We start from the raw sequence: 14,125 nt of genomic DNA, 5'->3' as shown, positions 1-14,125 counted from the left end.
ATATGGATAAAATAGCGGTTATTTCAGATATTCATGGTAATATCCCTGCGTTAAAGGCAGTTCTTGAAGACATAAAATTAAGAGGAATAGAACGGATTTTTTGTTTAGGAGACTTAGTAGGAAAAGGGCCACAGTCTAGCGATGTTATTGATATTATTCGAAAAGAATGCGAGCAAGTTGTAATGGGAAATTGGGATGATTTTATCACAAAACCAACTGAATTTGAGACGCTAAAGTGGCATCAAAGGCAGCTGACAGAAGAACATGAGGATTATTTAAGAGGGTTACCTTTTTCAATTGAGTTTACCATGAGTGGGAGATTCATTCGAATGTTTCATGCTTCACCTCGAAGTCTATACGAAAGAATTCAACCGTATGCATCAAGAGAAGAGCGCATAAGCATGTTTGAAAATAGTGATCTGACAGAAAATATCCAAGGTGAAAGAAAACCAGATGTTGTTTGTTATGGAGATGTTCATCAAGCATATGTTCAAAATTTTAGAGGGAAAACATTATGTAATGCGGGAAGTGTAGGGAATCCGCTTGAAATCATACAAGCTTCTTATTTAATTTTTGAAGGGTTATATAATCAAAGAGAAGCGGCGAGCTTTTCCATTCAACTTGTTCGTGTTCCATATGACATTGAACGAGCGATACAATTAGCGAAAGACGTCGACATGCCAGAGCTTGATGAATACGCACAAGAATTAACGACTGCTATGTATCGTGGGTTGAAAAAATAGGCATCTATTTTTATGAAACGGATAATTAAATATATTAGAAGTGAAGATTACCATATATTTGTATATTTCTTTTTATGTATGATGTACAATAAATGTATATACATAGAATTTTCTGATAAAAAAGACGTAGGAGGCTATTTTATGAATAAAACTTTTAGAATACTAATGAAAATCACACCGCCTCTCAGTATATTCTTTATCTTAATTGGTTTGACGCTTGGAGTAGTAGGGGCATTGGACCATAATATAAAAATAATAACTGGATCACTATTTATTATTGCACAAGCCGTAATTGCAATCATATATACGAAGTCTTTTAAGAAAATATGGGGTCAGTAAGTTTGGAGGAAGCAGGTGCAAGAAATTTTTCTTGCGCCTGTTTTATGTTCATTTTATCCCGCTATTCGTGGGCAGTAAGACCCCACCTCAAAATTCAGCGAAGGCAATGTCCAATTCCACCGTCCTGCGATTCTGAGCGAGCTACTTTCACTTTTCTAATGAAGGTAGGCGGGGGATCAACTGCCCGTAAAAGTCCGATTGGTTCAACTAATAATCAGTGGGGGATGAAGAAAACCCCCACTGATTAAAGTTTCACTTTATTGGTTTAAAGTTATAGAGCATTTCTTTGAATGAGGAATGCTTTTTATTTTTGCTTAAAACAAAAACATACAATAAAAATATTGTTCAAATTAATAAAAATTTATTGCAAAACGATAAAACGTATATTAAAATCAAAATCAGAATAAATAAGTGAGGTGCTTTTTATGGAAAAAGTAACAACGTTGTTTTTAAAAATAGCTGTTATTCTTTTAGGAGTCCCAGTTCTTGCTTTGTGCATCTTTTTGGTGCCTGAGATGGCGAATCTTGCAGCAAAATTGCTTCCACAGTTTGCTTTTATAAAATATCTCGTTTTCATCGCTTTTGATGCATCGGCTATACCTTTTTACTTTGCTTTGTATCAGGCTTTCAAACTCTTATGCTATATTGACAAAAATAAAGCTTTCTCCGATTTATCTGTAAAAGCTTTAAAGAAAATCAAATACTGTGCCATCACAATCAGTATTTTGCATGTGCTAGTTTGGCCGCTCTTCTATATCTTTGCGGAAGTCGACGACGCACCAGGAGTTATCTTTGTCGGATTGGTTGTTCCTTTTGCTTCGATGGTTATCGCAGTCTTTACGGCTGTTCTCCAAAAACTTTTACAAGATGTAATTAATATCAAATCAGAAAATGATTTAACGGTCTGAGGTGAATAACAATGGCAATTATAATTAATATTGATGTGATGTTAGCAAAAAGGAAAATGAGCGTAACAGAACTTTCGGAGAAGGTTGGAATAACAATGGCGAACCTTTCTATATTGAAAAATGGAAAGGCAAAAGCGATTCGATTATCTACTTTAGAGGCAATTTGTAAGGCTTTAGAATGTCAGCCTGGAGATATTTTAGAATACAAAAGTGACGAAGACAGTTAAACATTGTGGAGGAAGCTTAATATAACAATTATTAGGGGAGGTATAACTATGGACATTAACAATTTGATTATTGAAAATATTGCTAACCCTCATGAGCTGGAGAGAATGTATAGAAAAGACCCGAAAGCTTTTAAAAAGTCATTCTCACACGCATGGGAACAAAATCCTGATTCTCAGGTTCTTGGTGTTTGGTATGAAAGATTGCATTTCAATGAGACGGCAAATACAGAAAAAACTTCCTTGCTTCAAAAAGGTTTCTTATTCATGGGCATTTTAGCCATTCTGGCCGGGATAAGCACCAGGATCATTTTCCATTTTGTCGAACAGGAAGCAATTGCTCCAATTAACCTAGCTTTTGGTGTAATTCCCTTTATGGCTGCCTATTTTGTTTACAATAATACTCCGAAAAAAAGTGTTATTTATTCCCTTGTAGCGTTGTTCCTAATTTCCGGGTTTTATCTTAATATGCTGCCATTAAATTATAAAGACAGTATTATCCTTGCTTATTTACACCTTCCCATATTCTTATGGGTATTGGTAGGGCTTGCATTTACAGGAAATGAATATTCAAAAGGCAGTACAAGACTAGCCTATATTAAATTTAATTTGGAATATTGTATTCTCTACGCCAGTATGGCAGTTAGCGGAATGGTACTAGCAGCATTAACCATGCAGTTATTTAGATTTGTTGACTTAGATATAGAAGACTTCTATTTTAGTAATGTCGTTTTATTCGGTGCTGCCGCTCTCGCTATTGTGGCTACATACCTAGTATCAATGAATCTTAAACTTGCTAAGAATATTACACCATATATAGCTAAAATTTTTAGTCCTCTTGTCCTGGTCACATTGTTGATCTATCTTATAACGGTTATATGGGTCGGGAAAAATCCATTCTTGGACCGCAATTTCCTGATAGTCTTCAACGGAATACTCCTTGGTGTATTGGCCGTTACCATATTTTCCATTACCGAGAGCGACGCAGACAAGAAAAAGAACATTTCAGATTATATAAATTTCACCTTAATTGTTCTTGCGCTTATCATTGACAGTGTGGCTTTGTCGGCCATCGTGTTCAGACTTTCTTCTTATGGGATTACGCCTAATAGACTTGCTGTTTTAGGAGTAAACATACTTATCTGGGCAAATCTAATTTGGATTATGCTCTCCTATATACGTTTTTTACAAAACAAATCCGGACCTTCAACTATCCAAGATGCCGTTACTAAGTATTTGCCGGTCTATGGACTTTGGGCAGCTTTCGTTACATTTACTTTTCCTATAATTTTTAATTAGAAAGGCTCTGTTAATGTAACGAAAAGTTAATCTTCTATAACGTATAAAATCCTTAAAGCCGATATTATGCAGCTTTTTATACAGAGTTGCATAATATCGGCTTATTTCCCATATAATATGGGTTTATGGAGATTGTTTGATTAAAATTTATCATCACTTGATTGTAGACAAGTTGTTATAGCGGTATGTAAACGCAAGATTCCCTCATCTATTTGATTCATATCTACTTTCCCATACGATAACCGAATGTAACCATCTTTTGCTCCGAAAATACTACCAGGCATGAAGGCTACTTGTTGTTTTAGACTTTGCATAATAAGTTGTTTTTCATTAATAGGTTCTTTTAATTTTCCCCATATGTAAATACCACCATTCGGGTTTGAAAAAGAAATTGTATCTTGTAGATAGCTATTTAAGGAGTCGAGAAGAATGTCTCTTTTTTGTGCTAGTTGTCTTCGCAATTGCTCCATATGTGTATGAAAAGGGACGTTCTCGAAAAATTGCTGCATAAGCCACTGCGGAAAAATGCTCATTCCTAACTCCATTTGATGGCGTGCATCTGACAATCTTTCTATAACTGACTGCGGGGCAACAAGCCAGCCGATTCGAAGCCCTGGTGCAATCATTTTGGATAACGAATGAACGTAAATGACAGTGCCGTTCTCATCGATAGACTTCAAAGTAGGGCAAGGTTGTTTATTTTCTAGCGTTAGTAAACTAGAAGGATCGTCCTCAACGATGGGAATTCGCAAGTCTGCACAGAGTGATAACAATTTTTTTCTTCGATTTGGATGAAGCATTGTACCTGTTGGATTTTGGAAGTTCGGATTTAAAAAAATCATTTTAATTCGGTGCTTCCGATATAGTTCTTGTACATCTTCTGGGTTAATGCCGTGCTCATCAACGGGCAATGGAAAAATACGAATGCCTGCAGATTGGAAAAGCGGTAATGAGTAACAATGCGACGGACTTTCAAATGCCACTGCATCACCTGGGTTTAATAAACACTGAACGATAAGATGGAGCGCTTGTTGTGCCCCAGAAGTAATCATAATCGATTGTTCTGTTGCCTCAATGTTTAAATAATCCTTCATATAGTTCACAGCCGCTTGTCGTAATGGAAGATAGCCTTGAGGATGATCATAGCTAAGTGACTGTGTTAAAGGTTGTTTATGTAAAATTTCTTGCAACTGCTCATGAGGGAATAAGTTACAGCCGAGTTCACCATTTGCAAAGTCAATGATAGTTTCATTTTGCTGTACTTGTTCGCGAATATGACGAAGCAGTGGTAAATTCGGTAAAAATGTACCACCTTCTACGAAACCTCTCCAGTTAGGTGTGAAAGTTGGTGAAACACCCCACATATGTGTACTGACACGTGTGCCTCGACCCGTTGTACTTTCCACGATTCCCATAGCGCGAAGTTCATTATAAGCAGTTGTTACAGTACTACGGTTCACATTTAATTGGATTGCTAGTTTTCGCTCTGACGGAAGGAAGCTACCAGGGGGAAGCTCTCCATACATAATTCGTCTTTCAATATAGTCGACAACTTGTTGGTATATTGGGATTTTACTTTCTGTATCTAACTGCCATTCCATATATAACGACTCCTTAATGTTTTAACTATCTTCATTATAGCAAATTGGCTGGGTGAAAAAACAGCCAATTGGACGGTGTAGTATCCAGCCAATTTTACTATGCTAAAGTAGTGGAAGGGGAGATTCGGATGAAACGATGGCAAATGGAATGGCTCCTAATATCAGTTGCTTTAGTATGGGGAGCAAATTACACAATTGGAAAATATGGAGTGGCATATATGTCATCCATTCAATTTAATAGCTTACGATTTTTAGTAGCATCTCCGGTATTATTACTAATTACATTTTTTATGGAACGATCGTTACGTATTGAGAAAAAAGACTGGCTACGGTTATTAGCCGTTGGAATAGTTGGCACTACACTTTATCAAACATTATTTATGTTATCTGTAAAATACACTTCAGCAACAAATGCTTCGTTATTAATTGCAATGTCACCAATTTTCACAGGAATTTTGGCGGTATTACATAAACAAGAACGCTTTTCGATGAAAATCCAAATCGGTTCTTTATTGTCGTTTAGCGGGGCAGCGCTTGTATTATTGACAGGACATACGAATCAATCTACATATGAGTATGCTTGGTTAGGAAACGTAATTGGATTAGTCGCTGCGATAGCATGGGGCTGGTATCCGATTTTGGCACAGCCGCTTATTACAAAATATTCAGCAATGCGAGTGACTTCTTGGTCTACATTAATTGGAATTGTGCCGTTAGTTATATATTGTTTATTCAACGTAAATACATTAACGTGGCCAGCGGATGTATTAAGCTGGGGATCGTTAGGTTATTCCATTGTATTTGCGACAGTCTTTGGGCTAGCTATGTGGTATGTTGGCATCAGTAAAATTGGTTCTACAAAAGTAATGGTTTATATGTATCTCGTACCACTATTTGCAGTCATTATTGCCGCAGTAACAATTGGAGAAAGAATGAATATGATGCAATTAGTCGGCGGGTTCGTTATCTTTGTCGGATTATATGTTGTGAAAAAAGGAGCCGTAAAAAAGCCGGCTCTCAATTTGAAAAAAGTAAGTTAATGTTAAGATGAGCTCTTTCTTAGGAAGGAGCTCATCTTATTTTTGTAATGCTAAAACTTGCTTCACAGCCCATTGTTGATGTTCGTGTATCAGTAGATGTTGTGCTTCGGAAGGGGAGAGAGCCAATGTAAAATATGGTCTTGTTCCGAATCATGATGTTGTGTTTGCATTTTTTTACAAATATAAAAATATCCGTCATTTAAGTAGTATGTATCTTCATTTTCAGCATAAAAGTATTGCTCAGCATTGCCGATATAGTGCTGAATTTCAATATCCCAACCGAGCTCTTCTGCAAGTTCACGGTGTAGGCATAGCTCGTTTGTTTCATTTTGCTCCATACCACCTCTGGGTAAGAAATATCGCTCTCCTTTTTTTATAATTGCTATTTTGGTTTTATAGCTATTAAAGATAACAGCATAGCAACTAGGACGTAATATAGAGTCCTGATTCTCCTTTTTATAACCAAAAGTTGGTTGTATTTTCATAGTGAAAGCCTCCATATCATTATAAGTATATATTGTGGAAAACATATGGAAATGAAAGGTAATACAGCAAAAAAAGCGAATATAGTAAGTATAAATGGCATACATAGGGGAGGCGACGAGCATGATAAAACGAAAGTGTTCACGTTGTAAAGAGATAACTGGAACGATGCATGGGGGAAAAGCGATTCAAGATGAGTTTCTATGCGAAGATTGTTTACAAAAAGGGATAGAAAATGGGGAATTTGAAATGCCAAAAGAAGAACCCTCATATCTTTCCATAAAAATATTAAAAGTGATGAGCGTTATTTATTTAGTCGTTTCAATTTTTGCTTCTGTATATACTGTTTCTCTTATAAGTGGACCTAGTAATGGATTTCAAACATCTATATCTGTCGAAGGATCTGGGGCAGCCGGCTTTATCGTACTAGGAGCTATATTTCAATCTGTATTAATTTTTTGCGCGATTTGGGTATTTATTGTTTTAGTAGAAACGGTTATTAAAATTTATGAGAAAATGAAGTGAGGGCGTAAATTTCCCCCCGAAAAACAATGAATGTGTAAGAGGTGTTATTTGGGAGTGTCTTATATTAATAGGAGGATACAAATCATGAATAACGCAAACAAACCATGATCGATTATAGCGGAGTTAGAGGTATAACAGTGTATGAGAAAACCGCCTGTAGTAGGCGGTTTTTATTTGTTTTATTTCATTCCCATTTGACCGGTAACTTTTCTGTATATTTTTGATAAATTGAACTAGCCACCACTGTATCTAAAAAGGCAACCCCAACAGATTTGAACAGGGTAATTTCATCAGGGTTTGAACGTCCTTGTTTATGTCCTAAAATAATATCTCCAAGCTCACTATATATATTTGAAAAATCCCATTCATTTTTTTCATTTGCGATTAAGAAATCCCCAGCTTCGTGTTGTACACCTTCTAGTGTATCTACAATAATTTTATCACTTCGCTGCAATGTAGTGAAATCAAGTTCTTGCATATGAGGTTGATAAGAACCAATTCCATTAATATGAGTACCGGGTTTGAGGTATTTTCCATCAAAGACAGGAGTAGTGGAAGTTGTACTACAAATTACAATATCAGCCATCGTAACGGCATTATCGGCTGATTCTATAATCTCAATTGATCCACTCCAATTCGGATATAAGGAGCGTAAGTGATTTTTAAATTCGAATGCTTTTTGCGATGTTCGATTCACAAGGAGAATACGAGTTAAAGAACGAACTTCCATTACAGCTTGTATTTGCCCGAGTGCTTGAGCGCCGCAGCCAATGACAGCGCAAACACTAGCATCTTGACGCGCGAAATGATTTGTTGCAATACCGCTCATTGCTCCTGTGCGAAGAGTTGTTAAATAAGATGCTTCAATCGTCGCGACGTGATCGCCTGTATTTGTTTCGGTTAAAACGATTAAGCTCTGTAGTGCATTTTTTCTTTTTTGCGTATTTTGAGGGAAGATACTAACGATTTTCGTAGATGCAAATTCGATTGGAGCTACATAAGAGGGCATATAAAGGGAGTTTGCCTCTTCTTGAGAGTGTTGTATATTCAGTCTTACAGGTGTTGTAATTTCATTGTTCATATAATATTGAAATGCTTTTTCTACATCTTGCAAGCAATCTTTCATTTTATAAATGTCTTTTACCATTTCTTCTGTAATATGAATCATTTCAATTATCCTCCCTTTGAATAGAAAAGGGGGAGCTAGAAATCCCCCGATTAATTAGGCTTGTATATCTTGATTTTGTACATTCTCTGCAATTTGCTTCGTTGAAACCGCCGCAATCGCAATTAAGGAAATGCAGCAAGTAAGCACAATGTATAACGCTACTGGAATCCACGAATTGTTATAAATATTCATTAAATAAGCAGCAATCATCGGTGCTGTCCCGCCAGCTAATGCAGCGCCTAATTGATAACCTAACGTAACGCCAGTATAGCGAACTTGAGTGGAAAAAATTTCAGAGAATAATGTACCTAATACAGCTGTGACAGGTGCCCATAAAATACCTAAACCGATAACAGTTGCGATAATGATAGAGAAAGTTGTTCCTTGGTTTAGTAGTAAGAAATAGGGAAACGCGTATAAGAGAATCGCAACAGTACCCCATATGTACATTTTCTTTCTTCCAATTGAATCTGAAAGTTTTCCCATAATCGGAATCATAATAGTAGTAATGAGCATAGCGATTGTAACGGCATTTAAAACAGTCGTATTCGGTAATTTCAGTTGTGATGTTCCATAGGAAACAATGAATGTCGAAAAAATATAGAAGGGACCTGTTTCCGCTACCTTTGCGCCTGTAGCAATAAGCACTGATTTCCAGTGATGACGTAATGTGTCGGCAATAGGTAGTTTGGAAATATTTCCGCTTTCTTTTGCCTTTTTGAAATCAGGTGTTTCATCTAATCCATTTCGAATCCATAATCCTATGAATACGAGTACCGCACTAAGAATAAACGGAACTCGCCATCCCCACGTTACAAAGCTATCACCAGAAATCATTGTCATGAAAGAGATCGCCGCAGTTCCAAGTAACATCCCAATTGTAACACCTGTTTGCGGGATGCTACCAAAAAATCCCTTTTTATCTTTCGGTGCGTATTCGACTGCTAATAGTAAAGCACCACCCCATTCGCCACCAATTCCTAATCCTTGGATAATTCTTAGTAATATTAAAAGAATTGGAGCTAGTATACCGATACTTTCATAGGAGGGAAGTAAGCCAATACATACTGTCGCTCCTCCCATCAGAGATAGGGTTAACACAAGTGTCTTTTTTCTTCCAATTTTGTCACCGATATGACTAAAGATAATCCCTCCAAGTGGACGGATAAAAAATGGAATACCAAAAGAAAGATAAGAAAGCATGAGTGCAACAAGGGGATCTTCGTTTACAAAAAACAATTTGTTAAATACAAGTGCAGCAGCAGTTCCATATAAGAAAAAATCAAACCATTCAATAGAGCTACCAATTAAACTAGCAATGAGTGCTTTTCTCTGGACAGAACTTTGTTGTTTCATTTGTTCACCTCTTATGTTTTTAATATTCTAATTATTTAAATATCTTACAAAAAATACTTTTATTTGTCAAAAAATTCAGATTAGAGGAAGCGAGATTGTTTGTAGCAAATAATATAGAGTGTGCTTTCAGATTGTATGTACGTACGGAATCAACTCGGGAATACTAGGACGGGAGGAAAAGAAAATGATAGTAAGAAACATACAAGGGGAAGATTATGTCCTGATTCATTCTGTGCTGAACGAATGGTGGGACGGAAGAAATATGGCGGATATGCTACCAAAGTTATTCTTCATTCATTTTCAAGAAACGAGTTTTGTCATTGAAGAGGGTGGAGAGATGTTAGGTTTTTTATGTGGATTCTTATCGCAAACATATAAAGATGAGGCATATGTACATTTCATCGGGGTAAACCCAAAGCATAGAAGAAAGGGAATTGCTTCTGCGCTCTATTCTTATTTTTTTGATGCGGTACGCGTGAATAATCGTCATCTTGTAAAAGCTGTAACATCACCCGTGAATAAAAGGTCTATTCAATTCCATCAAGAAATTGGATTTGAAATTGAAACAGGTGATGAGGAAGTGGATGGAGTATCTGTACATACAAATTATGATGGCGATGGAGGGAGTAGGGTTTTGTTTGTGAAGAGGGTGTAAATTACTATATATCATTTCCTATGTGACATATTGTTGTATAACTTTAAAAAGTTGTATACAAAGATAATGAAATACTCTCGCTATGTAGCAATGAATAAAGTTATTTCAGCGAATTGAAGATGTAATAGTAGAAAAAGGGGAATTGTATATGCTTAGTGAATTAATAGAAAGTATATTTGATGATGAAAAAGGTTGTAAACACGTACCGATTGAATTTCATTTAAAGCAGAGAAAGTTTTTTAAAGGCTCTTTTCGTAAATAATGTTGCTTTATTGTGTAAGAGTTTTATCCTTATTGATTTTATGAGATTTTTACGCATAATTGTAACTAAGGGAGATGATTCCAAGTTGAGTAAACAGAATATCAGCACAACAGTTTCAGGAGATTTAATTGTTACCCATCTAATTGGCAAGATTAAAACAGATGATGTTAATGAATGGTTTTATGGCTTCGAGCAGGTTTGTCAGCAATTCATTTCCGAGGGTCGGAAATACAAATTGTTGGTGGATAGAAAAGGATACACCCCAGATCATTTTTCTGTTCAAAAAGCATGGAAAGATAAGTTCTTTAATGAAACCATTTTGAATCACAGCAAGGCAATTGCGTTTCTCCTTGAAGAAGGGGAGATAATGAATTATTTACAACAATCCAATACAAAAGAATCTGTAAAATTTTTTGATAATTATGAACAAGCATTTATTTGGTTGAATGAATATCCAATATAAAACCTTTATTGAACCAGTTGCTCTCAATCAACTGGTTTTTTTATGCCCGTAATATTGCTGTTGTCATAAAATTCACTTGTTTACAAGCTTCCAACACCATTGTTTTTCTTCGTAGATTCTTGTCCAATTGCTTGTGCAATTCTAAAAAACGAAACCAAAACAAATAGTTGTCTATATACTTCGTAGCCACGCCATTAAAGCGTTCCATCCATTTCGTTTGATGCCGACACTTCCACAGTGAATGCAAGCTAAACCTTTGCTAAAACGAACTTCCCGAATTTCTCCAACCATATTAGCAATATCATCTTTTGGCTCTGGAAATAGCGTATCTCTAATAGCCTGAAACAAAGAATGTTGCTCAGACTTTGTTAAATCACTAAAATCGCCGTATACAGATTGCCAGTTCATTGTGAGTCAGCTCCCTGCAAACGAATGTTCTGATCTGTTATATCACAGGCTCTCTAATAGCAACAATATTTCAGAAAAGAGCCTTTTTAAAAAAAGGGTAGTGATTCAAAAGGGGATGTTTTATTTTGATACAAAAGAATTTTCAGTACATCAAGAAGTAGTAGGAAATCATTTTAATGCACGAGACTATGGGGAACTGGGAGTCATACTTTCTTGGGTAACAGATACACAAGAAGTGACAGGAATATATATTCCTATGAATGAAATTGATAAAGTTGTGGATGAATCATACAAGTTCGATGGGAAAGAGACTTATATTATTAATACAAAAAGCTGCGATTACCGTATTATCCAAGAAAATTGATAATAGAAACAGTTGGCAGGTGAGTAATATGAATTATTTAGAAATTGGAATCAACACCGCTTTTAATCAAGTTGCAAGAGTACTTGATCGGGATGTTGATAAATATAACCACGGTAAAGTATATATGGATATGAGGAAATGCGGACTTGGATTAAATGTTCATGCATTGTTAGAAGGGCATTATGATTCTATAAACCAGGATTTTCTAGTAGAAAATAAAACACCAATTTTTAGTTTGGATTACCAATGTGATAAGAGAGAAAACGGGTTTCTCATTTGATCATATTTAACAGAAGGTTATATCGTATCTGGTAAATATATTGAAGCTAAAACGATACACTCATTGTATAGAAATATCATAAAAATACAAAATAATAACGGATATTTGATTTGTTCAAGTAATAAGGATTATTTTTTTATTATAGGAGAATAAAGGTGTTCTCGAAATTTTATTACTTTAACAGATGTAACAGTACTTCGAGCAGAAGCGCCCTTCCTTAAGTACGTGCATGGCATATGAAGGGGATGGACGGTTGGAGTACTGTTAAATAATAAAGGAAGATAGTGATGATGTTAATTTGTCACAATAATGTATTCTTCTGTGCATGGTAGAGTTATCATCTAATACACAGATCGTTTTGATATCAGTTTATCGAAACGATCTGTGTCCTTCTCGGAAAATTTAAGTACTCGCACCATGACGTTATAATTTTCTCCTCCTCGTTCAACTACAAGGGAATTCTTCTCCATATCTTTTTCGACTTCATTTTTCAGTACCGAATAAGTACTATTAATATCACTTTTTTAAAATTGATTTCAATGAAGCTAATATAATTCTTTATGTTCATTATTGTATGAAATTAGCTCTAGTTCTTGTTCAATCAAACTGCACTGTTAGTTGAACAAAAATAACATCATCTGTTTACAGTTCATGAATAAAACAGCATTAATTTTTCATCCTCCCCGTAACTTTTTAAGTAGGAAAATCGTTATATAAGATGAATACTAATTCGATAGGCTATTAAAATGAATGGGGGAAAATTATGAAGGTCCTTATATTAGGAGGTACCCGTTTTTTAGGAAGAGCTTTGGTAGAAGAAGCGTTGAAAAGAGGGCATGAAGTTACATTATTGAATCGTGGCACAAATAAAGAGGTATTTCCTGAAGTAGAGCAGCTAATCGGCAATAGAGACAGTGATGTATCAGTTTTAGAAAATCGAAAATGGGATGTTGTAATGGATACATGTGGATTTGCTCCCCACCAAATGAAAAAAATTGCTGCTGTACTTGGAGACAACATCGAACATTATACTTTTGTATCAAGTATCTCTACTTATAAAGATTGGATTCCACTTCATATTAAGGAAGACTATCATTTACAGCCTCTGCCGCCTAGTGATAAGTTGAAAGCAATTGAGGAAGGGGAAATCTCACCTTATGAGTATTATGGAGCGCTGAAAGTTTTATGTGAGGAAGAAGCAGAAAAGCATTGGCCGGGGCGTGTTTTGCATATAAGAGCAGGGCTTCTCGTTGGACCATTTGACTATACAGACCGACTCCCGTACTGGGTTGGGCGTGTAGCGCAAGGGGGAAAGGTAATGGTGCCAGGGCGTTCAGACCGTCCTGTTCAATTGATTGACGTAAAAGATGTAGCAACTTGGGCGTTCGATATGGCAGAAAAGAGAAAAGTAGGCACGTTTAATGTAACAGGGCCGAATGATGAATTGACGATAGAAGAATTATTAAATACTTGTAAAGCAGTAACAAACAGCGATGCCGAATTTGTATGGGCAGAAGAACAATTTCTACTGGAAAATAAAGTACAGCCATGGACGGAGATGCCGTTATGGATTCCTGAAACTTTCCCGTTAGAAGGAGAAACAGAACCGTGGAAAGGTGGTTTTTTCATCAGTATAGAAAAAGCAGTTAATGCTGGTCTTTCTTTCAGGCCTATTGAAGATACTATTTATGATGTGTATCAATGGGAGCAGACGAGGAAAGGTATAGAGCGAAAGGCAGGGATATCAAGAGAGAGGGAACAGGAATTGTTAGAGTTTTGGTTTCAGAAGGAGAAAATGTGATGAGGGTGTATTTAGGAAATCGTCTCTTCTAAATTAGGAGTTCCCAAAATCTGATATGTTCGTGTAATAAAAATTATATTTAAAAGATTCACTTTTGCCCCGTCCTAAAATTAGACGGGGTTTTACGTGTTTCGGGATTTAAAACCAAATGAATGTAATTTTTATTAAGAAAAGTTAAAAAATTCTAAACATATACTTGAATGAAG

General features: G+C 36.0%; 15 protein-coding genes and 2 pseudogenes. 12 read left to right on the top strand and 5 right to left on the bottom strand.

Translation table 11 applies throughout. The features are described from left to right. Positions 1-2 precede the first annotated feature (2 nt). The 5 genes from AAIE21_RS12445 (at position 3) to AAIE21_RS12425 (ending at position 3,513) form a co-directional block, all read left to right on the top strand. Complete coding sequence (locus AAIE21_RS12445; RefSeq protein WP_343267072.1) at positions 3-743, top strand: metallophosphoesterase family protein; 741 nt, start codon at positions 3-5, stop codon at positions 741-743. Positions 744-884: 141 nt separating this feature from the next. After that, positions 885-1,082, top strand: coding sequence for a hypothetical protein (locus AAIE21_RS12440; RefSeq protein ID WP_343267071.1), 198 nt, complete (start codon positions 885-887; stop codon positions 1,080-1,082). A 425-nt stretch (positions 1,083-1,507) separates the two neighbouring features. Next, positions 1,508-1,990 (top strand): DUF2975 domain-containing protein, encoded by a 483-nt coding sequence (locus tag AAIE21_RS12435; protein WP_343267070.1) that lies wholly within the window; start codon positions 1,508-1,510, stop codon positions 1,988-1,990. Positions 1,991-2,001: 11 nt separating this feature from the next. Beyond that, positions 2,002-2,217: a helix-turn-helix domain-containing protein gene (locus tag AAIE21_RS12430; RefSeq protein WP_017153334.1), complete on the top strand. Its 216-nt coding sequence runs from the start codon at positions 2,002-2,004 to the stop codon at positions 2,215-2,217. 48 nt (positions 2,218-2,265) lie between these two features. Next, a complete protein-coding gene (locus AAIE21_RS12425; protein WP_343267069.1) occupies positions 2,266-3,513 on the top strand; it encodes a DUF4153 domain-containing protein in 1,248 nt (415 codons plus the stop codon). Between the two features lie 140 nt (positions 3,514-3,653). Here AAIE21_RS12425 and pdxR read toward each other — a convergent pair whose 3' ends face one another. Then, entirely contained in the window at positions 3,654-5,114 is a 1,461-nt protein-coding gene (pdxR, locus tag AAIE21_RS12420) for a MocR-like pyridoxine biosynthesis transcription factor PdxR (protein ID WP_343267068.1), read from the bottom strand. Between the two features lie 128 nt (positions 5,115-5,242). Between pdxR and AAIE21_RS12415 the strand changes: the two genes are divergently transcribed. Further along, positions 5,243-6,154 carry a DMT family transporter gene (locus AAIE21_RS12415; protein ID WP_343267067.1) on the top strand — a complete coding sequence of 304 codons (912 nt, stop codon included), beginning with the start codon at positions 5,243-5,245 and terminating at the stop codon, positions 6,152-6,154. A gap of 36 nt (positions 6,155-6,190) precedes the next feature. Here the strand turns inward: AAIE21_RS12415 and AAIE21_RS12410 are convergent. Further along, positions 6,191-6,639: pseudogene (locus AAIE21_RS12410) on the bottom strand (NUDIX domain-containing protein). 121 nt (positions 6,640-6,760) lie between these two features. Between AAIE21_RS12410 and AAIE21_RS12405 the strand changes: the two are divergent. Continuing rightward, positions 6,761-7,162 (top strand): DUF3980 domain-containing protein, encoded by a 402-nt coding sequence (locus tag AAIE21_RS12405; RefSeq protein WP_343267066.1) that lies wholly within the window; start codon positions 6,761-6,763, stop codon positions 7,160-7,162. Positions 7,163-7,346: 184 nt separating this feature from the next. Here the strand turns inward: AAIE21_RS12405 and AAIE21_RS12400 are convergent, their stop codons facing one another. Both AAIE21_RS12400 and AAIE21_RS12395 read right to left on the bottom strand, forming a co-directional pair. Continuing rightward, a complete protein-coding gene (locus AAIE21_RS12400) occupies positions 7,347-8,330 on the bottom strand; it encodes an ornithine cyclodeaminase family protein (RefSeq protein WP_343267065.1) in 984 nt (327 codons plus the stop codon). 54 nt (positions 8,331-8,384) lie between these two features. Beyond that, positions 8,385-9,686 (bottom strand): MFS transporter, encoded by a 1,302-nt coding sequence (locus AAIE21_RS12395; protein ID WP_343267064.1) that lies wholly within the window; start codon positions 9,684-9,686, stop codon positions 8,385-8,387. A 184-nt stretch (positions 9,687-9,870) separates the two neighbouring features. On the opposite strand from AAIE21_RS12395, the gene AAIE21_RS12390 reads away from it, so the two are divergent. Continuing rightward, positions 9,871-10,341: a GNAT family N-acetyltransferase gene (locus AAIE21_RS12390; protein ID WP_343267063.1), complete on the top strand. Its 471-nt coding sequence runs from the start codon at positions 9,871-9,873 to the stop codon at positions 10,339-10,341. Positions 10,342-10,643: 302 nt separating this feature from the next. After that, complete coding sequence (locus AAIE21_RS12385) at positions 10,644-11,066, top strand: SpoIIAA family protein (RefSeq protein ID WP_343267062.1); 423 nt, start codon at positions 10,644-10,646, stop codon at positions 11,064-11,066. Positions 11,067-11,273: 207 nt separating this feature from the next. Here the strand turns inward: AAIE21_RS12385 and AAIE21_RS12380 are convergent. Beyond that, positions 11,274-11,474, bottom strand: a pseudogene (locus AAIE21_RS12380) (IS1595 family transposase); the annotation flags it as partial. Positions 11,475-11,574: 100 nt separating this feature from the next. On the opposite strand from AAIE21_RS12380, the gene AAIE21_RS12375 reads away from it, so the two are divergent. The 3 genes from AAIE21_RS12375 to AAIE21_RS12365 all read left to right on the top strand — a co-directional run bounded on the left by AAIE21_RS12375 (position 11,575) and on the right by AAIE21_RS12365 (position 13,919). After that, the gene (locus AAIE21_RS12375; protein WP_343267061.1) at positions 11,575-11,838 is read left to right on the top strand and encodes a hypothetical protein; all 264 of its coding nucleotides are present in this window, start codon (positions 11,575-11,577) and stop codon (positions 11,836-11,838) included. Between the two features lie 28 nt (positions 11,839-11,866). Continuing rightward, positions 11,867-12,118 carry a hypothetical protein gene (locus AAIE21_RS12370; RefSeq protein ID WP_343267060.1) on the top strand — a complete coding sequence of 84 codons (252 nt, stop codon included), beginning with the start codon at positions 11,867-11,869 and terminating at the stop codon, positions 12,116-12,118. A 763-nt stretch (positions 12,119-12,881) separates the two neighbouring features. After that, positions 12,882-13,919 carry an SDR family oxidoreductase gene (locus AAIE21_RS12365; RefSeq protein ID WP_343267059.1) on the top strand — a complete coding sequence of 346 codons (1,038 nt, stop codon included), beginning with the start codon at positions 12,882-12,884 and terminating at the stop codon, positions 13,917-13,919. Positions 13,920-14,125: the final 206 nt, after the last annotated feature.

The sequence above is a fragment of the Paenibacillus sp. 102 genome, assembly GCF_039549175.1.
Lineage (GTDB): Bacteria > Bacillota > Bacilli > Bacillales > Bacillaceae_G > Bacillus_A.
This window is presented reverse-complemented; position numbering and strand designations above follow the sequence as displayed.

Bases quoted from the DNA above. Each gene is read 5' to 3' on its own strand.
- pdxR (WP_343267068.1), bottom strand. From the start codon at position 5,114: ATGGAATGGCAGTTAGATACAGAAAGTAAAATCCCAATATACCAACAA.
- AAIE21_RS12370 (WP_343267060.1), top strand. From the start codon at position 11,867: ATGAATTATTTAGAAATTGGAATCAACACCGCTTTTAATCAAGTTGCA.
- AAIE21_RS12425 (WP_343267069.1), top strand. From the start codon at position 2,266: ATGGACATTAACAATTTGATTATTGAAAATATTGCTAACCCTCATGAG.
- AAIE21_RS12440 (WP_343267071.1), top strand. From the start codon at position 885: ATGAATAAAACTTTTAGAATACTAATGAAAATCACACCGCCTCTCAGT.
- AAIE21_RS12385 (WP_343267062.1), top strand. From the start codon at position 10,644: ATGAGATTTTTACGCATAATTGTAACTAAGGGAGATGATTCCAAGTTG.
- AAIE21_RS12415 (WP_343267067.1), top strand. From the start codon at position 5,243: ATGAAACGATGGCAAATGGAATGGCTCCTAATATCAGTTGCTTTAGTA.
- AAIE21_RS12400 (WP_343267065.1), bottom strand. From the start codon at position 8,330: ATGATTCATATTACAGAAGAAATGGTAAAAGACATTTATAAAATGAAA.
- AAIE21_RS12405 (WP_343267066.1), top strand. From the start codon at position 6,761: ATGATAAAACGAAAGTGTTCACGTTGTAAAGAGATAACTGGAACGATG.
- AAIE21_RS12430 (WP_017153334.1), top strand. From the start codon at position 2,002: ATGGCAATTATAATTAATATTGATGTGATGTTAGCAAAAAGGAAAATG.
- AAIE21_RS12395 (WP_343267064.1), bottom strand. From the start codon at position 9,686: ATGAAACAACAAAGTTCTGTCCAGAGAAAAGCACTCATTGCTAGTTTA.
- AAIE21_RS12365 (WP_343267059.1), top strand. From the start codon at position 12,882: ATGAAGGTCCTTATATTAGGAGGTACCCGTTTTTTAGGAAGAGCTTTG.
- AAIE21_RS12390 (WP_343267063.1), top strand. From the start codon at position 9,871: ATGATAGTAAGAAACATACAAGGGGAAGATTATGTCCTGATTCATTCT.
- AAIE21_RS12445 (WP_343267072.1), top strand. From the start codon at position 3: ATGGATAAAATAGCGGTTATTTCAGATATTCATGGTAATATCCCTGCG.
- AAIE21_RS12435 (WP_343267070.1), top strand. From the start codon at position 1,508: ATGGAAAAAGTAACAACGTTGTTTTTAAAAATAGCTGTTATTCTTTTA.